General features: G+C 57.0%; 25 protein-coding genes. 1 reads left to right on the top strand and 24 read right to left on the bottom strand.

The features are described from left to right. Positions 1–5 precede the first annotated feature (5 nt). The 9 genes from KQI26_RS07350 to KQI26_RS07390 all read right to left on the bottom strand — a co-directional run bounded on the left by KQI26_RS07350 (position 6) and on the right by KQI26_RS07390 (position 8065). Positions 6–2411 (bottom strand): VirB4-like conjugal transfer ATPase, CD1110 family, encoded by a 2406-nt coding sequence (locus tag KQI26_RS07350; protein ID WP_117440189.1) that lies wholly within the window; start codon positions 2409–2411, stop codon positions 6–8. Next, a complete protein-coding gene (locus tag KQI26_RS07355) occupies positions 2314–2763 on the bottom strand; it encodes a PrgI family protein (protein WP_117440188.1) in 450 nt (149 codons plus the stop codon). The genes KQI26_RS07350 and KQI26_RS07355 overlap by 98 nt, the downstream gene beginning before the upstream one ends. A gap of 19 nt (positions 2764–2782) precedes the next feature. Next, positions 2783–3646 carry a VirB6/TrbL-like conjugal transfer protein, CD1112 family gene (locus KQI26_RS07360; RefSeq protein ID WP_118037142.1) on the bottom strand — a complete coding sequence of 288 codons (864 nt, stop codon included), beginning with the start codon at positions 3644–3646 and terminating at the stop codon, positions 2783–2785. 71 nt (positions 3647–3717) lie between these two features. Beyond that, positions 3718–3933, bottom strand: a complete 216-nt coding sequence (locus tag KQI26_RS07365; RefSeq protein WP_002566673.1) for a Maff2 family mobile element protein — start codon at positions 3931–3933, stop codon at positions 3718–3720. 95 nt (positions 3934–4028) lie between these two features. Then, positions 4029–4256: a hypothetical protein gene (locus KQI26_RS07370; RefSeq protein ID WP_022381109.1), complete on the bottom strand. Its 228-nt coding sequence runs from the start codon at positions 4254–4256 to the stop codon at positions 4029–4031. Positions 4257–4284: 28 nt separating this feature from the next. Next, positions 4285–6090: a VirD4-like conjugal transfer protein, CD1115 family gene (locus tag KQI26_RS07375; RefSeq protein ID WP_216503914.1), complete on the bottom strand. Its 1806-nt coding sequence runs from the start codon at positions 6088–6090 to the stop codon at positions 4285–4287. Continuing rightward, entirely contained in the window at positions 6087–6563 is a 477-nt protein-coding gene (locus KQI26_RS07380) for a PcfB family protein (RefSeq protein WP_003819038.1), read from the bottom strand. The genes KQI26_RS07375 and KQI26_RS07380 overlap by 4 nt, the downstream gene beginning before the upstream one ends. A gap of 42 nt (positions 6564–6605) precedes the next feature. Further along, positions 6606–6818 (bottom strand): DUF5348 domain-containing protein, encoded by a 213-nt coding sequence (locus KQI26_RS07385; protein ID WP_003819042.1) that lies wholly within the window; start codon positions 6816–6818, stop codon positions 6606–6608. 101 nt (positions 6819–6919) lie between these two features. Then, positions 6920–8065 (bottom strand): DUF6017 domain-containing protein, encoded by a 1146-nt coding sequence (locus KQI26_RS07390; RefSeq protein WP_055200122.1) that lies wholly within the window; start codon positions 8063–8065, stop codon positions 6920–6922. A 525-nt stretch (positions 8066–8590) separates the two neighbouring features. Between KQI26_RS07390 and KQI26_RS07395 the strand changes: the two genes are divergently transcribed. Then, positions 8591–9019 carry a hypothetical protein gene (locus KQI26_RS07395; RefSeq protein ID WP_371744103.1) on the top strand — a complete coding sequence of 143 codons (429 nt, stop codon included), beginning with the start codon at positions 8591–8593 and terminating at the stop codon, positions 9017–9019. A gap of 219 nt (positions 9020–9238) precedes the next feature. Here the strand turns inward: KQI26_RS07395 and KQI26_RS07400 are convergent, their stop codons facing one another. The 15 genes from KQI26_RS07400 to cobM are packed head-to-tail and all read right to left on the bottom strand — an operon-like array spanning position 9239 to position 22626. Then, on the bottom strand, positions 9239–9880 hold the full coding sequence (locus KQI26_RS07400) for a precorrin-8X methylmutase (protein WP_216503915.1): 642 nt from the start codon (positions 9878–9880) through the stop codon (positions 9239–9241). After that, the gene (locus tag KQI26_RS07405; protein WP_216503916.1) at positions 9877–11394 is read right to left on the bottom strand and encodes a cobyric acid synthase; all 1518 of its coding nucleotides are present in this window, start codon (positions 11392–11394) and stop codon (positions 9877–9879) included. Before KQI26_RS07405 ends, KQI26_RS07400 begins: the two co-directional genes overlap by 4 nt. A 1-nt stretch (position 11395) precedes the next feature. Beyond that, positions 11396–12460, bottom strand: a complete 1065-nt coding sequence (locus KQI26_RS07410) for a threonine-phosphate decarboxylase (protein ID WP_216503917.1) — start codon at positions 12458–12460, stop codon at positions 11396–11398. Then, positions 12457–13434: an adenosylcobinamide-phosphate synthase CbiB gene (gene cbiB / locus KQI26_RS07415; protein WP_216503918.1), complete on the bottom strand. Its 978-nt coding sequence runs from the start codon at positions 13432–13434 to the stop codon at positions 12457–12459. Before cbiB ends, KQI26_RS07410 begins: the two co-directional genes overlap by 4 nt. Next, positions 13431–14030: a histidine phosphatase family protein gene (locus KQI26_RS07420; protein ID WP_216503919.1), complete on the bottom strand. Its 600-nt coding sequence runs from the start codon at positions 14028–14030 to the stop codon at positions 13431–13433. The genes cbiB and KQI26_RS07420 overlap by 4 nt, the downstream gene beginning before the upstream one ends. 5 nt (positions 14031–14035) lie before the next feature. Next, positions 14036–14380 (bottom strand): bifunctional adenosylcobinamide kinase/adenosylcobinamide-phosphate guanylyltransferase, encoded by a 345-nt coding sequence (locus KQI26_RS07425; RefSeq protein ID WP_216503920.1) that lies wholly within the window; start codon positions 14378–14380, stop codon positions 14036–14038. Positions 14381–14395: 15 nt separating this feature from the next. Then, on the bottom strand, positions 14396–15166 hold the full coding sequence (gene cobS / locus KQI26_RS07430; protein WP_216503921.1) for an adenosylcobinamide-GDP ribazoletransferase: 771 nt from the start codon (positions 15164–15166) through the stop codon (positions 14396–14398). Continuing rightward, positions 15163–15720, bottom strand: a complete 558-nt coding sequence (locus KQI26_RS07435; protein ID WP_216503922.1) for a bifunctional adenosylcobinamide kinase/adenosylcobinamide-phosphate guanylyltransferase — start codon at positions 15718–15720, stop codon at positions 15163–15165. The genes cobS and KQI26_RS07435 overlap by 4 nt, the downstream gene beginning before the upstream one ends. Then, positions 15704–16762 carry a nicotinate-nucleotide--dimethylbenzimidazole phosphoribosyltransferase gene (gene cobT / locus KQI26_RS07440; RefSeq protein WP_216503923.1) on the bottom strand — a complete coding sequence of 353 codons (1059 nt, stop codon included), beginning with the start codon at positions 16760–16762 and terminating at the stop codon, positions 15704–15706. The genes KQI26_RS07435 and cobT overlap by 17 nt, the downstream gene beginning before the upstream one ends. Beyond that, a complete protein-coding gene (locus KQI26_RS07445) occupies positions 16759–18147 on the bottom strand; it encodes a cobyrinate a,c-diamide synthase (RefSeq protein WP_371744104.1) in 1389 nt (462 codons plus the stop codon). Before KQI26_RS07445 ends, cobT begins: the two co-directional genes overlap by 4 nt. Next, on the bottom strand, positions 18137–19360 hold the full coding sequence (cbiE, locus tag KQI26_RS07450) for a precorrin-6y C5,15-methyltransferase (decarboxylating) subunit CbiE (RefSeq protein WP_216503925.1): 1224 nt from the start codon (positions 19358–19360) through the stop codon (positions 18137–18139). The genes KQI26_RS07445 and cbiE overlap by 11 nt, the downstream gene beginning before the upstream one ends. Continuing rightward, entirely contained in the window at positions 19357–20127 is a 771-nt protein-coding gene (cobK, locus tag KQI26_RS07455; protein WP_216503926.1) for a precorrin-6A reductase, read from the bottom strand. The genes cbiE and cobK overlap by 4 nt, the downstream gene beginning before the upstream one ends. Then, positions 20124–20861 (bottom strand): precorrin-3B C(17)-methyltransferase, encoded by a 738-nt coding sequence (gene cobJ / locus KQI26_RS07460; RefSeq protein ID WP_177614375.1) that lies wholly within the window; start codon positions 20859–20861, stop codon positions 20124–20126. Before cobJ ends, cobK begins: the two co-directional genes overlap by 4 nt. Then, positions 20858–21871, bottom strand: coding sequence for a cobalt-precorrin 5A hydrolase (locus KQI26_RS07465; protein ID WP_118748288.1), 1014 nt, complete (start codon positions 21869–21871; stop codon positions 20858–20860). The genes cobJ and KQI26_RS07465 overlap by 4 nt, the downstream gene beginning before the upstream one ends. Beyond that, on the bottom strand, positions 21868–22626 hold the full coding sequence (cobM, locus tag KQI26_RS07470) for a precorrin-4 C(11)-methyltransferase (RefSeq protein WP_216503927.1): 759 nt from the start codon (positions 22624–22626) through the stop codon (positions 21868–21870). Before cobM ends, KQI26_RS07465 begins: the two co-directional genes overlap by 4 nt. Positions 22627–22631: the final 5 nt, after the last annotated feature.

The raw sequence follows: 22631 nt of genomic DNA on the forward strand, positions 1-22631 counted from the left end.
GTGCCTCATACCGTCGCCCCCTCGCCTAACCGGGTCGTCATGATCTGGTAGATCTGGGTGTTTTTCGGGATGGGGTTCTTAAAGGGCAGGATCACATTTTCGTAAATGAGAAGCCCCTCGCCGGGTTCGGAATTGTCCACATACCGTAATTGCTGGGGCGAAATGTTCAGCCGTTCCGCAAGGATTTTGCGGTCGCCGCTGGCCTGATTGAGCAGGCAGATAAAGTCGCTGTTTTCCAAAATGTTCTCAATTTCCGGGGAGGAAAGCAGGTCTTTTACATTCTGCGTCGCACCTGTGGGAATCCCGCCCCACTTACGAAAACGCTTCCAAATCTCGCAGGAAAAGGCCGCCGTCTGTTCCTCACGCAAAAGCAGGTGGAACTCATCACAGAAATACCATGTCGCCTTGCCCTTGCTGCGGTTTTGGGTGACGCGCCCCCAAATCTGGTCTTGAACAATGAGCATACCGATTTTCTTTAGCTGCTTGCCCAGCTCCTTGATGTCAAAGGCCACAATGCGGTTTTGAATGTCGATGTTGGTTCTGTGGTTGAACACATTTAGGCTGCCGGACACATACAGGTCAAGGGCCTGCGCCACCCGGTCGGCCTCCGGGATATGCTGGTCTAACAGGGCTTTGTGCAGGTCTGCAAGGATGGGCATATTTTCCGGCTTGGGGTCTGCCAGATAAGGCCGGTAGATCACCTGTACCGCCCGGTCGATCACCGTCTTTTCAATGGCTTCCAGCCCGTTCTTGCCGCCCATGACAAGCTCACAGAACGACAGCACAAAGTCGGATTTCAAGGCCAGCGGGTTTTCATCCTCGGAGTAGTTCAGGTTGATGTCCAGCGGGTTCACATAGTTTTTGCTGGTAGGCGACAGCTTCACCACCTGCCCATGCAGACGCTTCACAAGGGGGTAATACTCGGCCTCTGGATCACAGATATACACATCGTCCGGGGTGCAGAGGAACACGCTCAAAATTTCTGATTTACAGCTCATACTTTTGCCGCTTCCCGGTGTCCCCAGCTTTAGCCCGTTGGGACACCTCGCCCGTTTGCGGTCGAGCATAATCATGTTGCCGGTCTTGGCGTTGATCCCGTAATACATGGCGTCGCCGCCCTGAAAAAGCTCCTGCGTCACAAAGGGGACGAACACGGCCACGCTGGAAGTCGTCAGGGAGCGTTCAATCTGGATGTGGCTGGCCCCCAGCGGCAGGCTGCTCATAAGCCCCTGTTCCTGCTGGTAGTCCAGCCGCACAAGGGAACAGTTGTACTTCTGTGCGATCCCAGCAGCCCAGAACACATCGTTTTCCAGCTTTTGCCGGGTGTCTGCGGTGTTCAGCACCAAAAAGGTAAGCTGGAACATCCGTTCATTCCGGCTCTGCAAGGTCTTTAACAGCTCCTTGGCGTCCTGCCCGTAGGTGGCAAGGTCGCTGGGAAGTATATCCATGTCGTAACCGCTGCGGACAGCCCGTTTCTGTTCCTGAATCTTCATGGCGTCAAGGTCGGTGATCTTGCGCTTGACCGTCTTAATGGCGTCGCTCTGGTCGATGGCCTGCACATGGAGGTTCACCACAATGCCGTTTTCCGTGTTGAGAAAGTCGGCCAGCATTTCATCCGACAGCTCCGGGGAGAGGATTTGCAGGAAGCTCACCGCCCCGTATTTGCCGCCCAGCCCGAACATCCGGGCATTGCCGAAGCGGAACGAGGACGGGGCGATAAAGTCCTTGGTAGAAAACCCCGACGGGGCAAGCCACTTCCAGTCAAAGGAGAACGGTTCCCCGTCCGGGTGGAAAATGCTGTGCATGACTTCCAGCCGTTCCTTGGCGTCCAGTCCCCACGCGGAGGCCCCCATGCTCTTGAAATAGCCCAAAAGGTCGGTTTCGATCCGGCGCAGTCTGGCGCGGGCCATTTTCAGGCTGTCCGCCTCAATGGTGTAGGTCATAAATTTCCGCTTCATCAGGCCGTTGTTCCCGTTCACAAGCTGGTCTTGCAAAATGTCGGAATACTCGCTGCGGATGTCGTCGAAGTCGTCCCCTTGCGCCCGGATTTCAAAGCTCTTGGCATACTGCTTGGGGTCGATCTTGCGGTTGATAAAGGAAAACTGCACATGAATGGAGGCGTCCAGATAGTTGTAGAGGTCGCACAGGTTTTCAAAGATGGCGGTCTTGGTGTCCGCCTGCGCCAGTTGGTAGCTGATGTCCGTAAACTCAATGCACTTGGAAAAGGTGCGGGGCGTCACCCGGCATACGCCGTCCTGATACATGGCCTCATAGGGAATACTGGCCTGTGCCGAATGGGGCTTGCCGTCGCCCTTATACTTTCGGATGACGGCCTGAATCTCTTTCTTTTCGGCGCGGGTGAGCTTGACCGGCGCTTTTGCGCTCGTTTCGTTCTTTTGCTTTTTGGACAATGGCGTTGACCTCCTTTTCCATTTGGGATTGCCGCACAAGGGCGGTATAAGCGTTGTTGGTCTGGTAGGGGCGTTCCTTGGGCTGGATGAAGCAGCACTCGACGATCTGGCGCGCCACCACTTCAAGGGGCTGGCCGTGTTTTTCGTAAAGCGCCAGCAGAAAGCCCGGCAGCATAGCGAACACCATAATGAGCGCCGCCGCGCTGGTCGGGACGCGGCCCCGGATCAAAAAGAAAAGCGGGACGCCTACAAGCAGCGCACCGCCAAAACAAATGAGCTGGCGTTTCGTCAGCCCGAATACTACCTTGGATTTGACCTTGGTTAAATCCTTGGGGACAGTTACATAAGCCATAAAAAGTCACCTCGTTTCTTTAGTGGGCGGTAAATACGGCCTTGCTGATACTTCCTGTCTTGAACAGACAGAAGCAAAGCAAAACGGTATAGCCCATACAGCCCCAGATTGCGCCGGATATGTCGTCGGCGGTTCCGATCTGCTGGATCAGCACCGCATAAATCCCGACAACCACCATGATTAAAAAGGCTTGGAAGCCCAGCGCAAGCAGGGATTTCAAGTAGTTCTGGCCCATGCCGCGCCACTCTGCATTGCCCAGCGTGGCAAGGGGGATCGGCCCCAATGCGGTCACGGCGTAAATTTCAATCATTCTTCCATAGGTCACAAGGAAAATGCAGATGGAAAGAATATTCATCGTCAGCCCCACAACAAGGGTCTGGAACCACAGGCCCAGCAGCGGCCCGATGTCCATTGCTTCAAGGCGGCTTTCCAGATCGGGGAGCAGCGTGTCAAAATCAATGCTGGTATCTCCGATAATCACCCCGGCGCTCTGGTTGACGACCTGTTGGGTGGCGTCAAATACGCCCATGACGATATTCCATGTGTTCGTCACAATGAGGATGGCAAAGGCGCTTTTGAAAATCCAGCGGAAGAACATGGAGCTGTCGAAGTCGTGCATATTGTTCTTTTCCACAATCATGTCGATCAGCTCATAGCACATCACGAGGGCGAGAATGGCCGCCGCAATGGGGACGATAACCGTTTCGGACAGGTTTTGCAGCATGGAGAAAATGCCGCCGTTCCAGTCCTGCGGGGTACTGCCCACATCCGACGCGATTTCCCCGACTTTGGTATTGACTGTGTTAAACAGGCCGGACAGGTTGCCCATGATACCGTCGATCAGGATTCCTTTGATCCATTCCCCGATTAAATCACTGATCATGTGGGGACACCTCCTTTCCCGCGCCCTCCCAGATCAGAGAGGGCGCGGAGGGTTTTCTAACACACATGGGGTTATCCCAGCAGCCCGGACAGCAGAGGAACAAGTGTCATGCCGATCAGGGCAACACCACCTCCGGCGACAAGCTGCTTGATTCCCTGGCTCTTGCTCGCCGGGTTGTCCGCCCCGTATCCCTCCAAAAGATTGACGCCGCCCCATACGCAAAGCGCGCCGCCGAGGCCCACAACAATGGTCTGCAAAGTATCAACTGCACTATTGAAAAATTCCATAAATTTACCTCCATAAATTCAGATCGTGATGGTGTTTGGGTACAAAAAAGCCGCCATACATAGCGGCAGCCTCACAATCCGCAGACGGCCCGGAGTTACTGGCCGTCCCGCCATTTCAGCACAGCCAGCGAAAAAATCTCGCCCCATGCTTCACACAGTCTGCGGTCTATTTCCCTTACAAGTTCTTCGGCTTCCCCGTCCGTGGGCGGGGTATCATGTTCCGCAATCCACTGGCACAGAACCGCAGCGGAAATGATCGCCCGGTAGATTTCTTTCTCATACCTGAAATAATCCGCAAATGTCCATTCGTCCGAGTGTCCCATCGGTCACGCTCCTTTCTCTATGGCCGCTTTATTCTACGGCAAAATCTTCATCCGACAGCTCAATGTCATAGAGGTCAAAGGGTTCGTCCTCCGTTATCACGCGCCGCTTTTTCCGGCGCAGGGACGACAGGTAGCTGTCCACATCAAAGGTGTTCTTTTTGTCGGCGTCCGAGAGGTATTGATAGCGGGGGTGGCGGGTGATGTCGTATTTCTCACTGAAAAACGGCCTCACGCCGCGCACCTGCAAAATACACTTGCCTCCGTCCATCGTTGCAATTTCGTCTTGGCTCATCAGCTCCTTTCCGAGTTTTTGGTAATTCAGTCCGTGGGAGGTCTGCGCGCCCCGGTTCTCGCTCTGGTTGTAGCTGTCAATGGTTTCCTTGCCCAGCACCTCCGCAATCTCCTTGGCGTTCTTGCCCCGGCCACTAAGGAACAGCGTACAGTCGCAGTTGTCGGAAATGATTTCCGCCGCGTCCTTGTAAATGGCCTTTAGCTGCGACTGGCTCTGCAAAATAATAGAAGCCGAGATTTCCCGGCTTCGTATGGTGGCAATCAGCTTGTCAAAGTTTGGAATCTGGCCGATGTTGGCGAACTCGTCCAGAATCAGCCGCACATGGACGGGCAGCCGCCCGCCGTATTTGTCGTCGGCCCGGTCGCACAAAAGGTTGATAAGCTGGCTTTGCACCATTGCCAGAATGAAATTAAAGGTCGTGTCCGTGTCCGACATAATCAGGAACAGGGCCGTTTTTTTATCCCCGATGGTATCAAGTTCCAGTTCGTCGTCCTCCATCAGCTCCCGCACCTCCCTGATGTCAAAAGGCGCTAATCTGGCTCCGCAGCTTATCAAGATGGAGCTGCGGGTCTTGCCCGCCGACAGCAGGAATTTACGATACTGGCGCACCGCAAAGTGTTCCGGGTCTTTTTCTTCCAATCGTTCAAACATCTGATCTACCGGGGATTGAAATCCCGGGTCGTCCTCGCGGGCTTCGCTGGCGTTTATCATTTCAAGCAGCGTGGTGAAATTCATTTCATCGTCCGGCGCTTCGTACCAGATATAGCCAATGAGGGCCGAATACAGCAGGCGTTCCGATTTGATCCAAAAATCCTCGGCGCTTTTTTCGCCCTCTCCCTTGGTGTTGCAGATCAGCGTGTTTACCAGCTTCAAAATGTCCTTTTCCGAATGGATGTAGCGAAACGGGTTGTAGCGCATACTCTTGGAAAAGTTAATGGTATTCAGCACTTTTACCCGGTAGCCGCACCGCACAAGGAGCTGGCCCACCTCGCCGATCAGACTTCCTTTCGGGTCAGTAATCACGAATGAGGTCGGGTAGTCCTTGGACACGCACTGCATGAGGTTGGGCTTCACAAAGAACCGGGTCTTGCCGCTGCCGGAACCGCCGATCACCAGCACATTTTTGTTCCGGGCGGTCTTGGGGTCTTTGGGCCGGTTGTTCATGGTGAGGCGTTCCGTCTGGGTCAGGAGGATGTTGTTGTCAAACACCGGGTCGATGTACGGGGCTATATCTTTCGGCCCGCCCCAACGGGCGCTGCCGTACTCGACACCCCGGCGGTATTTCTTGGCGTTCTTGCTCTTGCAGTACACCATCAGCCGCAGTGCCACCGCACCGGCCACGCCCACCGCCAGATCGAACAGGTGGAAGCTGGGGGCGGCGCTTTCAAAGGCAAGGGAAAAGCCGTCCGCAAGGTGCAGCAGCTTTTCCGACAAGTCCGCCCCAGCCGCCAGCCGGTAGGTCTGTCCCAGCTTGCCGAACAGGTAAACAAACAGCAGGTAGGGCAGGTTGGCGATTATCAGCTTTTTCATTTCCGGCTTCATCGTGACAGCCCCCTTTCCTTGATTTTCTCCTTGGCCTGCTGGCTGCTTCTGGCCGCTGCCTTTTCTTTCAGGACGGCAAGGGTCTTTCGGATGGAGGGGCGTTCCTGCTGTTGGAGCTTCTTGGCTGTAAACTCCTTAAACGCCTGTTCCAGATTGTCCGCCTGCTTGGATTTGAAGATCACGATATACCGGGGCGGATGGGTAGTGCGGTCTTTCCGCAGGGTAAAATCAATGTCGTATTTCTTGGCGCAGGGCTTAAATAAGCCAATGTTGGCGTCGGTGATCTCAATGTTGGACAGGGCGGAACCGTCCTTTTTGAGCTGCCGTAAGCTCTGCTGGCCGTGATGGGCCTTGCCCGTCCCTTTCTGCCGGGCGGCCAGATATTTTCGGATGGCCGCTTGCAGCACTTGGGCGGTGAGCTTGCCCGTCTTAACCGCTAACGCTATGGTTTTCTGGTCTACTTCTTCCTGCAACTGCTATCCCTCCTTTGGAAAGTCAGCAGGCAGGCGGATGGCTTAAATCCGCACCCGCAGGCCGGAGAGGTCGTCGGCATGGATTCCTACCAGATACCAGTTCTCGGCCATCTCAATGCGGGTCGGCCTCCATCTGCCGCCCACCATCACATCAAAAGTTTCTCCGCAGTGCAGGCCGCCGTAATAGTCCGCAAGGTCAAAGCGGATGTCGTAGCGGTCTGTCTGCTCGTCAAAAATCAAAGCACCCTGTTTCATAGGGCCGTCCTCCTTTCTCGTCGTCACAAGCTCCATATCGCTTGTTTCCACGCAAGCGTGAAAAGCTCGCTCATTTCGCTGTTCCTCCTCTCCCCACAAAATCACCGATTTTGCGGGGTTCCCCAACTGCCTGTGTTCATGTCATGGGCCACCAGCGCCGTGTAATAGCCGTTGATGGTGCTTGGGGCGTTGAACAGAACCGCCAGCAGGTATTTTTTGATGTTCCGTATTTCCGTGGTGTTTTTGCTGATACAGTCAAAGACAAACTCAATGTGAGAGCTGTTCAGCTTCATCAGCTTGGATTTCACCAGCTCGGCGGGGTAATCGTCCCCGGCAATGCGGATAGTCTTTCGGGCGCTGCATACGGTTTCCACCAGCAAGTCCACAATCTCGTCCAGCATATCCCGGTCAATCCCCTTGGCGTACTGGCAAAGGTGTTCATACTCGATGTTGTCCTTGATGATCTCCCGATAAATCTCTACGGCGCTCTGTGATTTCGCTCCCGTTCCTTTCCGTTCCGGCGGCGCAGCCGCTTCTTCCCCCAAAGGAGAGGGAGGGGAAAGGATAGGAATGGAATCGGTATTTGATCCATCTGTAATTGATTTCTCTTTACTTGATCTATCTTTATTTAATTGCGTTGGTTTTTCCTGCGTAGGCTTTTCCTGCGTTGGATTATCCAATGTTGGATTTTCCAATGTAGGTGAATCCGGCACAGGCTGGGGCTGTTCGTAAATGATGTAATCCGCCCCGCGCAGGCGGCCTTGGCTGTCACGCTCACGGGAACGCACGATATAGCCCGCCTGTTCCAGCTCCCGGACAGCCGCCCGGATCGCATCGATCTGCTCCCGGTTGATAAGGGACAAGCCTTTCAGCGTAAAATCCCAATCCTCCGGCAAGGACAGCATTTGCGACAGCAGGCCCTTGGCTTTCAGGGACAAGTCCTTGTTCCGCAGGTGGTGGTTGGACATCACCGTGTAGCCCCGGTTTTTCTCCACTCGAAAAACTGCCATCTCGTCGTCCACTCCTTTCACTTGAAATTTCACCGCGCCGTCAAGGGCGGTGAGCTTGCCCGGCTGGTAGGGACATTCCTCATACACACAAAACTGGTACTTCCAGTGCGGGCGGTAGAAACGGCAGGTGCCGCAGCCCTCCGGCGCTCCGGCCTCGCCACTGTCAAAATGATCTGCGCCCGGCCTCGTCTGCATGAGCTGTTCAAAGGCCCGGTCGCTGCCGGAAGTAAAGTACATAGGCGGTCGCCTCCTTTCTGGTTTTGGGCGCAAAAAAGCGGCGTCCTGATCTCCCCAAAGGGGAAAAGAGAACGCCGCTGTCTGCGGTGTCGTATTCAATTTTCGATGTGTCACTATTTGGGCGGTGGGCTTCACGGGAGGAAGAAGCGTGTCAAAGCTCAATCCGAAAGTAGTAAATCGGTAGTAAATTCAGTTCTTATATCCCGTGAAATGCCCGTATTTCCGGGCTTTTTGGAGATAATCAGAGTTGTTACACAAAACATTTATATGTATTGTAACATATCCAAGCACAGAAAAACAGTGGCAATCCGTATAAAAATCCAATTTTTGTGTTTTTATCTTTGCTCATATCATAAAAAAACAGGCCCGGGAGTGAAAACCCGAGCCTGTTTTTTCCTTTTTCTTTCTCCCTTTTCGGAATTGTGTCCCTATGGGAAATGAGCTTATAAATATACATTGCAAACAGCAGACATCTATTTTATAATCAAATATAGAAATCGGAATTTGTTAAAGGAGCGTGATTAAGTGGATATAATTGACAAACTTTTAGAAACCCCGTGCTATATAATAGATTTCCTCCCTAAACAAGTACCCATGAATTGTGGTGGACAGTTTTTTGAAGTAGAAACTTATCTACTCAACCACTATGATTGCTGTGGGCTAAGAGATAGATTTGTTGGCGTTATTTTGAAAGCGATATGTTATTATCCTGTATCTGTTCAATGGGGCAAATGGATTGAACAGCCCACCCCCGAACAGGTAACAAAAATCATTGATACCATACTGGAAAACCATTCTGGTGATGTAAATATATTATTTACAAGTAAAGATGTACTCCTCCAGTTTGGATGGGATTGCTTAAATATAAGCATTTACAATCCAGATGAAGAAATGTGTATGTTGTTTGAGAAAATTGCAGCTTCAGAAGGATTGTTCTGGCGGAAATCAGAGTAACAACTTCCAGTTGTCAATTACATGAGACATTGAAAGAGCCAGTCCATTCAAGGTACTGGCTCTTTCAAAATTCAAATCTAATAAATTGCACGACAACTTAAAGTAAAAATGAATACCCATTAGTAAAAAATGAATAAAACATGTAGAAACGAATAAATATTTATGTTAGTTTAATCTAATAGGCAGTAGGAACACTTTTCCAAAAAGGGAGTTTTCTTTTTACAGTACCCGTCCCGAGGCCTGATACAGCAGGGCATTGCAAATGGCTGCGGCCACATTGCTGCCCCCTTTCCGTCCCCGGGCCACAATGCAGGGGGCTTTGGAGGCGATCACTTCCTCCTTGCTCTCCACTACATTGACAAAGCCCACCGGCACACCAATGATCAGCCGGGGATCGATTTTCCCCTCCTCCATCAACTGGCACAAACGCAGCAAAGCGGTGGGAGCGTTGCCCACGGCGATAATCAAAGGGGCCTTGATCAAAGCGGCCCGCTCCATGCACACCACCGCCCGGGTGACGCCCCGTTCCTTGGCCTCTTTGGCCACATCGGCATCGGCCATGAAACAGTGAGCCTCACCGCCAAAGCCTTCCAGGGTCTTTTTGCTCACGCCGCTGTACGCCATGTTGGTGTCGGTGACGATGTGCGCCCCTTCTCGGATGGCTGCGATGCCCTTCTCCACCGCTTCTGGGGAAAAATACAGAGAATCGGCATAATCAAAATCCGCCGTGGTGTGAATCACCCGCTTGATCACCGGTTCCTGCTCTAGAGAAAAATGCCGGTCGCCCAACTCCTGGGTGATGATCTCAAAGCTGCGCTTTTCGATTCCGGCCGGGTTCTGTGTTTCCAATTTTCCTGTCATGGCCGTTCCTCCTTGGCTCCTTCTTCCAATATCTGATACACCTTGTTCATATCCAGACTGCGCCGGATGGCATCGGCCAGAATGTCATACTGCTGCTCTTTGTAGGCTTTGTAATCCATCTGCTCCACCTGCTGAGGGTCCAGGCCCTTGCGGGCAAAAAGCAGGGAAACCAGTTTCTGCGCAAGCTCGCCCCCGTCCAGAATACCATGAACATAAGTTCCCAGCACATTCCCCCGGGAAGCTCCATCCTGCTTTTCCCATCCCTCTCCCGTGAGGGCTGCGGCCGGGTCGCCGGACAAATGACGGGTCTCTCCCATGTGAATCTCGTATCCCTGGAAGGCACAGCCTTCCAAAGGAGCAAAAAAGCCCTGGGCCTTTGTGATGCGCCCCTGGGTCTGGGTGCGGGTCTTCTGGGGCAGAAAATCGGTTTCGATAGGCAGAAGACCCAAGCCCCGCAGGCTGCCTCCCTCTTCCACTCCCAAGGGGTCCCGCAGGACCTGACCCAGCATCTGATAGCCGCCGCAGATGCCCAGAATGGGCACGCCCTGGCTTTCCTTTTTGAGAATGGCCCCTTCCAGACCGCTTTCCCGCAGCCAGCGCAGATCGCCCATGGTGTTTTTGGTGCCGGGCAAAATGATGAGATCGGGCTCGCCCAGCTGGGCTGCACGGGACACATACCGCACGCCAACCCCCTGGGTCCGCTCCAGGGCGGCAAAATCGGTGAAATTGGAAAGCCGGGGCAGACGGATGACGGCGATATCCACCAGAGCAGGCGTTTCATTGTCCAGCCGGGCGGCCAGGCTGTCCTCTTCCTCGATGTCCACCGACAGATAGGGCACCACGCCCACCACTGGCACCCGGGTCAAATTTTCCAGCATGGAAAGGCCGGGACGGAGGATCTCCACATCTCCCCGGAATTTGTTGACGATCAGACCCCGGATCCGCTGGCGCTCCTCCTCTCCCAGCAGGGCCACTGTGCCATACAGACTGGCAAACACGCCGCCCCGGTCGATGTCCCCGGCCAGAAGCACCGGTGCGCCCGCCATGCGGGCCATGCCCATGTTGACGATGTCCTGCTGTTTCAGGTTGATCTCAGCCGGGCTTCCTGCTCCTTCCAGCACGATGATATCGTTTTCAGCGGCCAGGGAGTCATAGGCCTCCAAAATGGAGGGGATCAGTTTGTGTTTATAGGCAAAATACTCCCGGGCGGGCATGGTGGAAAGCACCTGGCCCCGGACGATCACCTGACTTCCCACATCGCTGGTGGGCTTGAGCAGAATGGGATTCATCCGCACATCGGGCTCCACCCCCGCCGCTTCGGCCTGCACCACCTGGGCCCGGCCCATTTCCAGCCCCTCTTTGGTGATGAAGCTGTTGAGGGCCATGTTCTGGCTTTTAAAGGGGGCCACCTTGTAGCCATCCTGGTGAAAGACCCGGCAAAGCCCGGCGCACAGCAGACTTTTGCCGGCGTTGGACATGGTGCCCTGGATCATGATGGACTTGGCTTTTTTCATGTTACCGATCCCCCTCTCCCGCCTGGCGAATGCACTCCACCAGACGCTGATTTTCTTCCCGGGTGCGCACCGCCGCCCGGTACCAGTCCTCGCTCAGGCCGGGATAGTTGGCACAGGAGCGGATCATCACGCCCAGCTGCCGCATTTTTTCTCCCAGCTGAGGCACATCGCTGCGGAAGAACAGATAGTTGACGCTGCCGCCCACCACATGGACCCCGGCTTGCTCCAGCTGCTGCCACAGCCAGGGGCGTTCCTGTCCGATGAGGGCCCGCACATTCTCCACATACCGGTCTTCACGCAAGGCCGCCAGACCGGCCTGCTGGGCCAGCACCGACACGCCCCAAGGCTGTCCCACCCCGGCCATCCTGGCAAGCAGCTGCCGGTCACCGCACAGACAGTAACCCAGACGGATGCCGGCCATGGCATACAGTTTGGTGAAGGCCCGCAGCAAAAGCAGGGGCGCTCCTTCCTGCACCTCTTTTTTCAGAGTGTGCTCCCAGGGACGGGGCAAAAAGGAAAGGAAGCACTCATCCACCACCAGCAAAATGCCCTTTTCCCGGCATTTTTCCCAGATCTGCCGGAGCAAGGAAGGGGCAATCAGGTTTCCGGTGGGGTTGTTGGGATTGCAGAGAAAGACCATGTCCGGCTTTTCCTCCAGCGCTTCCAGAAACCGGGGCGTCAGGGCAAAGCCCTCCTCTTTGGTCAACAGATACCGGTCTACCTCACAGCCAAAGGAGGTGAGGGCCTGCTCATATTCGGCAAAGGTGGGAGCGGTGACCAGTGCACGCCGGGGGCGTTTGGCCAGCACCAACCGGAAGATCAGATCGGCGGCTCCATTGCCGCACTGGATGTATTCCGGGGCGATCCCCTCTTTTTCCCCAATGGCCCGGCGCAATTTGCGGCAAAGCGGGTCAGGATACTGGGTGGCCTGGCTCAGACTATCAATCACCCCCTGGCGCACCCCTTCCGGCAGCCCCAAGGGGCTGATGTTGGCCGAAAAATCCAAAGGCTCCCGGCCAAATTCCTCCCGGAATCCTTCCACATCTCCTCCATGGATCAGTTTCACAAAATCCCTCCCCACAAAATCAGCCGCCCGCCAAGACACAAAAGCAGGCAGCAAAAACTGGTGCAGAACATGAGTTTTCCCACCCGGGGGATGTCCTCCGGCTGGGTAGGCCGCAGAGCGTCACCAATGGTGGGCTTTTCCACCAGCTTCCCGAAATAATAGGCGCTTCCCGCCAGCTCCACGCCCAAAGCTCCGGCGGCGGCCGCTTCGGTCTGAGCGGAGTTGGGGCTTTTGTGGTTCCGTTTATCCCGCCGCCAGATGGAAAAGGCGTTTTTTCCCCGGTATCCCGGCAGCAAAAAGGCAGACAGCACCATCAAGGCCCCGGCCAGCCGGGCCGGCAGAAAGTTCATTACATCGTCCAGCCGGGCAGGGATGCGGCCAAAGTACAGATATCTGTCGTTTTTGTATCCCACCATGCTGTCCATGGTGTTCACCGCTTTATAGAAAAAGCCCAGAGGGGCTCCGCCCAGCATGAGGAAAAACAAAGGAGCGATAACGCCGTCACCGGTGTTTTCCGCCACCGTCTCCACCGCCGCCCGGGTGACGCCCTCTGCCGAAAGAGCCTGGGTATCCCGGCCCACAATGCGTCCCACCATGCGCCGGGCCCCTTCCAGATCCCCCTTGCGCAGCTCTTTGTAAACCAGCATGCTCTCATCCCACAGGCTGCGCCCGGCCAGGATCTGATAGCACATAAAGCTCTCTGTCAAAAAGGCCAGGATGGGGTGAATCATCCCCAGCGCCCACAAAAGCAAAAAGGAGATCCCCCATGATCCCAGGGGCAGGCAAAGGGCCAGCAATGCGCCTCCCGCCAGCTCTCCCCCAGGGGTTTTGGGCAAAAGACGGCGGAATATCTTTTCTAGGAACGCAATGGCCCTGCCCATGAGCACCACCGGATGGGGCAGCGTCCACCGCGGGTCCCCCAGCAGCAGATCCAGCAAAGCACCCAGGGGCAACGCAAAGAAAAAGGGCCTCATTTCCGTTCCTCCAGAACCAGCGGGCTCCAGTCCACCAGATGGCGGCTTTTTTCATCCCAACGGGCCTTGTATCCGCCGCAGTTGGGAGTCTGCCACTGGAAATACCCCCGCTGAGGCAGAGCATAGCGGCTCATCAGGGCCATGAGGGTGCCGCCGTGGGCCAAAATGACCACCTGGGTTTCTCCCTGGGAAAAGGCCTTGTCCATCACTTCTTCAAAGCCCTGGCACACCCTTTTTGCAAACTCCTCCATGCTCTCCCCCTCAGGGCAGGGGTCCTGGCAGTTGGAATCCAGCCATTGCTGATACAGGGGATCGGCCCCCAGATCCTCGTAGTTCTTTTCCTCAAACAGGCCGAAATCCATCTCCCGCAGAAGGGGGCAGATTTCCACCCGGGCCTTGGGATAAAAAATCCGGCTGGTCAAAAGACAGCGGCGCATAGGGCTGGAATAGACCTTGGAAACGGTTTCATCCCCGGTCCCGGCGCACAACCGGGCGCTCTGTTCCCCTTCCGGGCTGAGCGGCTGGTCGGTGGAGCCGATGTATTGCTTTTTGCTGTTGCCCGCCGTCATGGCGTGGCGGCGCAGAATGACTTCCATCTTTCTCACTCCTTGATGATGGTGGGAATGCCACAGAAAAGACGCACCACCCGGTCCGCCTGCTCTGCCAAAGCGGTGCAGAGCCTGCCGGTGTGTTCCCGCATCTGCCGGGCTTCCTTTTCCAGAGGGATGACGCCGCTCCCCACTTCCTGGCAGATGACCACCTCTTTTTCCACAAGGCCGGGCACAAGGCTCTCCCACCCTTCTCCGGCCTGGGCAGCCAGGGTCTCCAGACCGTAAACCACCGGCTTTTCTTCCTGTGGATCGGTGGTGAAGTCCTCTTCTTGATAGCCCAGGCTCCGGACATATTCCTTTTTTCCTGCGGCATAGCCGCCGATGACCAGGATCATGTTTTTTCTCCCTTCTCAAAGGGCCAGTGTGGCAAACACCAGCACCGCCAGCTGACCCATTTCACACAGCTGGACAAAATAGCCCTGGAGGTCTCCTGTAATGCCCCCCAGCTCCTTTTTGGCCCAGGCGCCGTACCAAAGCCACAGCAGGAAAGCCGCAAGTCCCATCAGGCCTCCCACCATCTTTCCCACAAAAACCAGTCCACAAAAGGCCAGAATCGCCACAAAAGCCAAAAAGATACCGGTGTTTTTCTTGGCGGCGCCATCGGCAAAGATCCGGGCCAGGCCGCTGTTTCTGGCACAGGGCATCAGGCAAAGGGAGAGCCCGGCCAAAGCACGCTCCAGCACCATGGCAAGGCCCATGAGAAAAGCCCATGTCCCTCCGGTCTTCCACTGGGACGCCAGGGCAAAATAAAAGAGCAGATAGCAGGCGCAGCCCAGAACGGCAAAGGCCCCTGCGTTGGAATCTTTCATAATGGCCAGCTTCTTTTCCCGGTCTCCGTGGCTGGCCAGAGCGTCACAGGTGTCACAGAAACCGTCCATGTGGATACCCCCAGTGACCAGGATGGGAAGAAGGACCACTCCGGCCCCCAGCAGCATCTCCCCCGGCTCCAGCGCCCGGCACAGCCAATCCCACAGCCATAACAGGGCCCCGGAAAACACCCCTACCAGAGGCAGGGCACACAGAGCATAGCGCATATTTTTGCTGTTCCACTCCGCTCGAGGCACCGGCAGGCGGGAATACATAGACAGAGCCACCCAAATGGTCTGCCAAAAGGTTTTCATCTTGTTCCTCCTTTGTGGCAGATGGGCACGCCGCAGGTCACTTCCCACACCTCGCCGGCCTGCTTTGCCATCTCCCGGTTGATTTTTCCCAAAAGGCCCATATACCGGCGGGTCTCCGGGGCATATTGGCTCAAAGGCTCCATGCCCACCTCGCCGCTGACGGCCACCAGGAGATCGCACTGGCGGCGCAAGGATGCGATCCCCTGCAAAATGGCCTCCACGGCCCCTTGCTCTCCTGCGCCTTCTGGGGAAAAGATCTCGTTGGCCAAAAGGTTCGTGACGCACTCCAGCAGCGCCGTCCCACGCTGGGGCAACACCAGGCTCCCCAGCTCCCGGAACCTCTCCACTGTCTCAAAGCCTTTGTCTTCCCGCAGGAGCCGGTGACGGGCAATGCGCCACTGGGCCTCTTTTCCAAAAGGCTCCATGGTGGCGATATAGTACCGCTTCCCCGGGGCGGAGACCGCTAAGGTTTCGGCAAACTGACTTTTGCCGCTGGCGCTGCCTCCCACCACCAGGAGAAACCGGCCCTCCGCTTCCTTATTTCTGGAGCACATAAGCTTCCATCTGGATGTTGGAGAAGGTGCCCATGCCAAAATAGATATCATAGGCCATGTCCAGAAGGGGAAGAGCAGCCACGGCCCCGGTGCCCTCGCCCATGCGCATTCCCGCATTGATCATGGAGGAAAGGCCCAATTTATCCAGCAGGGCCTGACCGGCAGGCTCGGCGGAAACATGGCTTGCCACCATGGCGCAGGTGCAAAGGGGCGCCAGCCCCTGGGCGCACAGAGCAGCCACGGCGGAGATCAGCCCATCCACGATGATGGGCACCCGGTACAAAGCGCCGCCCAGATAGAGCCCGGTCATGCCGGCAATATCAAAGCCGCCCACTTTGGAGATCACATCCACCGGATCACTGGGATCGGGCTTGTGAAGATCCAGAGCTTTCTGGATCACCGCTTTTTTCCGCATCAGTCCCTCGGTGCTCAGACCGGCTCCCCTTCCGGTGACGGTCTCCACCGGAAGAGAGAGCATGCTGGCGGTGACGGCGCTGGAGGTGGTGGTGTTGCCGATGCCCATCTCCCCGGTGGCGATGATCTTGCAGCCCTGCTCTTTCAGCTCCCGCACCACCTCTACCCCGACGAGGATGGCTTCCACAGCCTGCTCCCGGGTCATGGCCGGTTCCAGCGACAGATCCTTGGTTCCGTAGGCCACTTTTCTATGCCACAGGCCGGGCGCTTCCACATCCCGGTTGATGCCGATGTCCACCGGCACCACATCGCACCGGTTCATATGGGCCATGTGACAGACACAGCTTTGACCCTCGGTCAGATTTTTGGCCACCAGGGCGGTAATGCTGCTGTCGGTCTGGGTAACTCCCTGGGCCACCACGCCGTTGTCGGCACAGAGCACCGCCACGGCCCGCTTGTCGATGCGGTACTGGGCGTCACCGGTGAGGGCGGCGATGCGCACCACATTTTCTTCCAGCATTCCCAGACTGCCCAGAGGTTTTGCAATGGTGCTCCACCGTTTCAGACATTCCTGCCGGGCTTCTTCGTCAGCACCCTGGATGCCGGCGCATACTTCCTCCAAAGTCATTGCTTATCATCCCTTTTTTGCTTTTGATATTCTGCGGCCGCCGCCACAAACCGGGCGGCAAAGCCCAGATTGCTGTAAAAATACAGATGGGGGAATCCGGCCCACAGGGTGCGGCCGGTATGCACACACTCCCAGGAGCGGGTAGAAAGGGGCTTTTTTGCAAAAGCATCCTCCCCTGGCTGGGTGCTGTCCCAATAATGGAATTCATGGCCCCGGATCTTGTCTTCCCTGCGGCACATCAGCCCGGTCCGCCAGGAAGTCACCTCCACATAACCGAACCGGCCTAGCTTGCCTGTGGGAAAACCCTCCCCAGGCAGCACCCCGGCCATGGGCCAGCTGCTGCCTTCCTCATCCTGCAAACTCTTTTGCAGATAGAGGAAGCCGCCGCACTCGGCCAGCACCGGCATTCCCCTGGAAGCAGCCTGTTTCACCGCCTCCCGGCAAGCCTGGTTCTGACTGAGCTGCCTGGCATAAAGCTCGGGATACCCTCCGCCCAGATACAAAGCGTCGGCCTCTTCTGGCGGTCCCTCGTCTTCCAATGGACTGAAATAGACCAGCTTGGCCCCCAGCTTTTCCAAAAGCTCCAGGTTTTCCTGGTAATAAAAACAGAATGCCTTGTCCCTGGCCAGGGCAATCACCGGCTGGATAATGGAGCGGGACGGAAGGATCAGCACTTCCTCCTCCAAAGGCGGTGCGCTGGCCATCAGCTCCAGCAACCCAGGGATGTCGATGGTCTCTTCCGCCTGAGCAGCCAGCGCTTCCAGTTTCTCCCGAAGCCCTGACACCTCTTCCGCCGTCACCAGTCCCAGGTGACGGCTTTCCAGGGCGCACTCCGGCATAGGAGGCAGATAGCCCAGCACCGGTATCCCCAGCTCTTCTTCCAGCATGGGTTTCAGCAGGGCATAATGGCCTTTGCTGCACCGGTTGAGCAGGATTCCCTGGCAGCCGCTTTCCTCCCGGAACTCCAGCAGCCCTTTGAGGGTGGCAGCCAGCGTAAGGGAAGAGCCTCCCGGCTGGGCCACCAGCACCACCGGAGCTTTCAGCACCTGGGCCACATGATAGGCACTGGCCTGGGTGCTTTTCCCCGCCACTCCATCGTAAAAGCCCATAGCCCCTTCGATGAGTGCCACACCACAGCCCTGAATTCCTTCCTGAAACAGGAAGCGTGCCCGGTCTTCCGGCACAAAATACAGATCCATGTTGTGGGCCTTGGCCCCAATGACCTGGCTGTGGAACATGGGGTCGATGTAATCGGGGCCGCATTTGAAGGCAGCAGGAGAAAGCCCTCGGTTCATCATGACCTGCAAAAGGGCACAGGCCATGGTGGTTTTGCCTGCGCCGCTGCCCGGAGCAGCCAGCACCAGGCGGGGAATGTTATAAGCCACCGCCTTCACCTCCCAGCACATACACCGGATTGAGGGCGGTCATCATGTGATACCGGCCCACTTCTTTTCCTCTGCTCACTGCCACCTGGCTGATACGGATGTTCGTAAAGCCCTGCTTTGTCAGCTCATCCAAGGCCTGGTGCACCGTTTCCAATGCAATGGCGTTGATGACTACCCGAACATGGGGATTTTTCTTGCGGGCCGCCTGGAGGATAGCTCCCAGATTTCCCTTGGAGCCGCCGATGAACACCCCTTGAGGGGCTGGGAGGACTTCCAGAGCTTCCGGGGCCATGCCCTGCACCGGAAACAGATTGGAAAGCGCAAACCGGCGCTTGTTCTCTTCCAGCAGAGAAAAGGCTTCTTCCCCGCATTCCACGGCGTACACTCTCCCCTTCCGGGCCAGGCGGGCCAATTCCACCGACACCGAGCCGGTACCCGCTCCCACATCCCATAGGGTATCCCTTTCCCCAGGAGAAAGGAAGGCCAAAGACACCGCCCGCACTTCCTGCTTTGTCATGGGTGCTTTGCCCCGTAGGAAGCAGTCGTCCGGCAGGCCGCCGGTGAGACAAAGGGGCGCAGGCCGGGGGTTTTCCACCAGCATCACCGAAAGGGGGTCAAACTCCCGCTCCGCCAACTCCTCTGCCCTTCCCCGAGTGATGGTTTCCTCCGGATAGGACAGGTTTTCCCCAACCGTCACCGGCAGATGTCCCAGCCCTTCCTGGACGAGACGGCGGCAGATGCTTTGGGGGGTAAACTGGCCCCCGGTGAGGAAAAAGGTCTCCGGATAACAGCGCACCTCCCCCACAGGGTCCACCTGATCTTCTCCCAGGCCGTGGGCGCTGACCAGGTGATAGTCCTGCCAGGGCATCCCCAAGCGGGAGGCCAGATACTGGGGAGAGGAAAGGCCGGGCAGCACCTCCACCGGGCCAAAGTCCAGCAGAGGCAGCAGCTTCCGGGCGCCGCTGTAAAAGCCCACATCCCCGCTGAGCACCACGCAAGCCTCTGTTTTTCCCTCTTCCATGGCCTGTTTCAGCCGGGAGACGATCTTCTGGGGGGCGATCTCCGGATATTGTTCCCCGGTCAACTCCTTGGGCAGGCTCTCAAGCACCCGGCGGGCTCCCACCAGCACCTGAGCATTCTGCAAAGCCTTCCAGGCTGCCAGGGTCAGGGTATCCGGGTTGCCCAGGCCGCCGCCCAACAGGGTGATTTTCATCGCTTTTCCTCCTCTCCCATCTGTTCCAGCCGTTTTACCACCTGCTCATAGCTCATGCTCCCCGCTTCTTCCGGCGGGCGGCCGATGAGCAGCAGCCGGGCGCCCCCTTCCTGGGCCGCCTGGCATTTTTCCGCAAATCCTCCCGGTGTTCCCCCGTCCTTGGTCACCAGAATATCAATATGATACTGGTGAATGAGGGCCACATTCAGCTCTTTGGTAAAAGGCCCCTGCATGGCGATGATATGTCCCCGTGGCAAGCCCAGGGCCGCCGCTTCTTCCACAGCCGTTCCCATGGGAAGCATCCGGGCAAAAAACCGGCTGTCAAACCCGGTGACCGATGCAAACACCCCCAGTTCCTTGCTGCCGGTGGTGAGCAGCACATTCCCCGGCATATTTTCCAGCAGCCGGGCCGCTTCTTTGGTATCATTTGCCTGCACGGCGTCAGAGGGCAAAAGGCTTCCCGACCGCAGCAGGCGAAGATAGGGTGTTCCCATTTTTTCACAGGCCCGACGGATATTTCGGGTTACATCCTGGGCATAGGGATGGGTGGCGTCCACCACCTGGCAGAACCCTTCCTTTTCCAGAAGTCCTTCCATGGCCCCTTCGTCCAGCCTTCCGGTGAGAACGGTCAGATTCTCCCCCTGGGGCAGCACTTCCCGGCCATAGTCTGTGGCCACCGACGCTGTGACCAAAAACCCCTTTTCCGCCATGGCCTGGGCCAGCAGCCGCCCCTCGGTGGTACCCGCAAAGATCAACAGCTTTTTCATCTTTTTTTGTTTTCATAGCCCCGGGGAGTGACCATTTTGTCCCCCAAGGCTCGGGTTGCCGAATTTCCGATAAACACCGTAGTAAACATATCCACCGGCTCATCCCGCAGCTGACGCAGGGTCATCAGCTTATGCTCCTGGCCCTCCCGGCCAATGTTGCGCACAATACCGCACACCGTATTTTCATCCCGGTGCTCCATGACGATGTCACAGGCCTTCATCAGATGGTCGGCCCGCTTCTTGCTGCGGGGATTGTAGATGCACAGAACAAAATCGGCCTCCGCGGCACAGTGGAGCCGCTTTTCGATGGTCTCCCAGGGGGTGAGCAGGTCGCTGAGGGAAATAATTGCAAAGTCGTGGGTGAGGGGTGCGCCCAGCACAGCCCCACCGCTGAGGGCGGCGGTGATGCCCGGCACCACTTCGATCTCCACCTGGGGATATTCCGGGCTCAACTCCAGAATCGGCCCGGCCATGCCATAAACCCCGGCGTCTCCGCTGCACACCATGGCGGTGGTCTGTCCGTCCGCCGCCCGCTCCAGAGCCATGCGGCACCGCTCCAATTCGCGGGTCATGGGTGTGGTCAGAATCTCCTTGCCCTGGCAGCTTTCGGCGATCAGATCGATATAAACGGTATAGCCGCAGATCACCTGGCTGTCTTCCAGGGCCTTTCGGGCCTGGAGGGTGATGAACTCCCCGTCTCCCGGCCCTAAGCCTACGATATAGAGCTTTTTCACGGCTCTTCCCCCTTTGCAAAATCCAAAATACATTCTCCCAGGCTGAGGGCTACCGTGACGCCCTCCCCGGCCTGTTTGTGCAGAATCAGCCGGCCACCTTCCATCAAAGCCGCCCGCTCGCACACATTATTGACCCCGGTGACCTTCTGCACAAAGGCCGAAGGGGTAAAGTCCCCTTCCAAAGCCGCAAGCTCTTCCGAGGAATATGTGACAAAAGGAACCCCTCGGCTTTGGCAAAAAGCCACAAGCCCCGGCTCCTCTTTTTTCAAATCAATGCTGGCAACTCTCCCCAGGCTTTGGGGATAGAGTCCCGCCTGGCACAAGGCATTGTCCACAGCCTTGTGGATGCGCTCCTCCGGCGTGCCCTTGCGGCAGCCGATTCCCGCCGTCACCATGGGCGGGCAAAGGACCAGCGCCTCACCCCAATCTCCCTGTTGGCCGGTGATGCGGATGTGGCAGGGCCCCTTTTCTCCCTGCACCACCCCTTGGGGCAGGTTTCCCTTCCAGGGAAAATCGCTCCACAGGACCACTTCCTTCCCATCCAGAAGCCGGGAGGACACTGTTTTGATGGCTTTGGGATTCAGGATGGAAAGGCCCTGCCGGGTGGCCCAGGTATCCACGGCAAAAAGCCCCCGGCCATCGGTGGCGGTGGTGAGGATGGGCTGAGCTCCCAGTATCTCCCCGGCCCACAAAGCGATGCGGTTGCAGCCGCCGATGTGCCCGGACAGCAGAGGGATGGCATAGCGTCCCCCTTCATCGCAGCAGAGCACCGCCGGGTCCCGGGTCTTGTCCTGCACAAAGGGCGCCACCGCCCGCAGAGCGATGCCCGCCGCTCCCACATAGACCAACAGGCCGCAGTCTGCAAAATGCTCCTTGGTCCATTGGTGCAGAGAATTCTCCTTCCCACCACGGGCCAGAGTGCAGCAGATGCCCTTTTCCTCCAGCCCTTTCCTCAAACGCTCGCCGGTGTCCATTCCCCTCTGGGTGAAGGCGATGATGGCCCCTTTCACTGCTTTTTGCCTTCCCGGAAACCGGTGGTGAAATTGGGGTGATAGAGCAGGGAACGGTCATATTGCTGCCCCAGGAAATCACCCACCAGGATCAACGCAGTCTTGTTGATGCCCTCTTTCTGGGCGGTCTCCGCCAGGGTACTCACCTGGCAGATGCACACCTTCTCATCGGGCCAGGTGGCCTTGTAGACAATGGCCGCCGGGGTCTCCGGCGGATATCCGCCTTCCACCAGGTCCTCTTTCAACTGCTCCAGCAGCCCTGCCGACAGAAAAATGGCCATGGTGGCTCGGTGAGCGGCCAGAGAGCGGATGTTCTCCTTTTCCGGCACCGGCGTACGCCCGGCGGCTCTGGTGATGATCACCGTTTGGCTCACCCCGGGCAGGGTGTATTCCGCCTGCAATGCAGCGGCGGCCCCGCAGAAACTGGACACGCCGGGCACCACCTCAAAGGGGATGTTCTTTTGCCGCAGGGCATCCATCTGCTCCCGGATGGCCCCATAGATGGAGGGGTCTCCGGTGTGGAGCCGCACCATATTTTTGCCCAGAAAATGGGCTTTGGCCATCACATCCACCACTTCTTCCAGGGTCATTTTTGCGCTGTTGTGGATCTCGCAGCCTTCTTTGGCATAGGAAAGCAGCTGGGGATTCACCAAGCTGCCCGCATAGACGATCACATCGGCCTGGCCCAGCAGACGGGCTCCCCGCACAGTGATCAGATCGGCGGCGCCGGAGCCCGCCCCTACAATGGAGATCATCTTCC

The organism is Intestinimonas sp. MSJ-38 (assembly GCF_018917925.1).
GTDB lineage: Bacteria > Bacillota > Clostridia > Oscillospirales > Butyricicoccaceae > Pseudobutyricicoccus.

Bases quoted from the DNA above. Each gene is read 5' to 3' on its own strand.
- KQI26_RS07355 (WP_117440188.1), bottom strand. From the start codon at position 2,763: ATGGCTTATGTAACTGTCCCCAAGGATTTAACCAAGGTCAAATCCAAG.
- KQI26_RS07360 (WP_118037142.1), bottom strand. From the start codon at position 3,646: ATGATCAGTGATTTAATCGGGGAATGGATCAAAGGAATCCTGATCGAC.
- KQI26_RS07365 (WP_002566673.1), bottom strand. From the start codon at position 3,933: ATGGAATTTTTCAATAGTGCAGTTGATACTTTGCAGACCATTGTTGTG.
- KQI26_RS07370 (WP_022381109.1), bottom strand. From the start codon at position 4,256: ATGGGACACTCGGACGAATGGACATTTGCGGATTATTTCAGGTATGAG.
- KQI26_RS07375 (WP_216503914.1), bottom strand. From the start codon at position 6,090: ATGAAGCCGGAAATGAAAAAGCTGATAATCGCCAACCTGCCCTACCTG.
- KQI26_RS07385 (WP_003819042.1), bottom strand. From the start codon at position 6,818: ATGAAACAGGGTGCTTTGATTTTTGACGAGCAGACAGACCGCTACGAC.
- KQI26_RS07390 (WP_055200122.1), bottom strand. From the start codon at position 8,065: ATGTACTTTACTTCCGGCAGCGACCGGGCCTTTGAACAGCTCATGCAG.
- KQI26_RS07400 (WP_216503915.1), bottom strand. From the start codon at position 9,880: ATGACAGGAAAATTGGAAACACAGAACCCGGCCGGAATCGAAAAGCGC.
- KQI26_RS07405 (WP_216503916.1), bottom strand. From the start codon at position 11,394: ATGAAAAAAGCCAAGTCCATCATGATCCAGGGCACCATGTCCAACGCC.
- cbiB (WP_216503918.1), bottom strand. From the start codon at position 13,434: ATGAGGCCCTTTTTCTTTGCGTTGCCCCTGGGTGCTTTGCTGGATCTG.
- KQI26_RS07420 (WP_216503919.1), bottom strand. From the start codon at position 14,030: ATGGAAGTCATTCTGCGCCGCCACGCCATGACGGCGGGCAACAGCAAA.
- KQI26_RS07425 (WP_216503920.1), bottom strand. From the start codon at position 14,380: ATGATCCTGGTCATCGGCGGCTATGCCGCAGGAAAAAAGGAATATGTC.
- cobS (WP_216503921.1), bottom strand. From the start codon at position 15,166: ATGAAAACCTTTTGGCAGACCATTTGGGTGGCTCTGTCTATGTATTCC.
- KQI26_RS07435 (WP_216503922.1), bottom strand. From the start codon at position 15,720: ATGTGCTCCAGAAATAAGGAAGCGGAGGGCCGGTTTCTCCTGGTGGTG.
- cobT (WP_216503923.1), bottom strand. From the start codon at position 16,762: ATGACTTTGGAGGAAGTATGCGCCGGCATCCAGGGTGCTGACGAAGAA.
- cbiE (WP_216503925.1), bottom strand. From the start codon at position 19,360: ATGAAAATCACCCTGTTGGGCGGCGGCCTGGGCAACCCGGATACCCTG.
- cobK (WP_216503926.1), bottom strand. From the start codon at position 20,127: ATGAAAAAGCTGTTGATCTTTGCGGGTACCACCGAGGGGCGGCTGCTG.
- cobM (WP_216503927.1), bottom strand. From the start codon at position 22,626: ATGATCTCCATTGTAGGGGCGGGCTCCGGCGCCGCCGATCTGATCACT.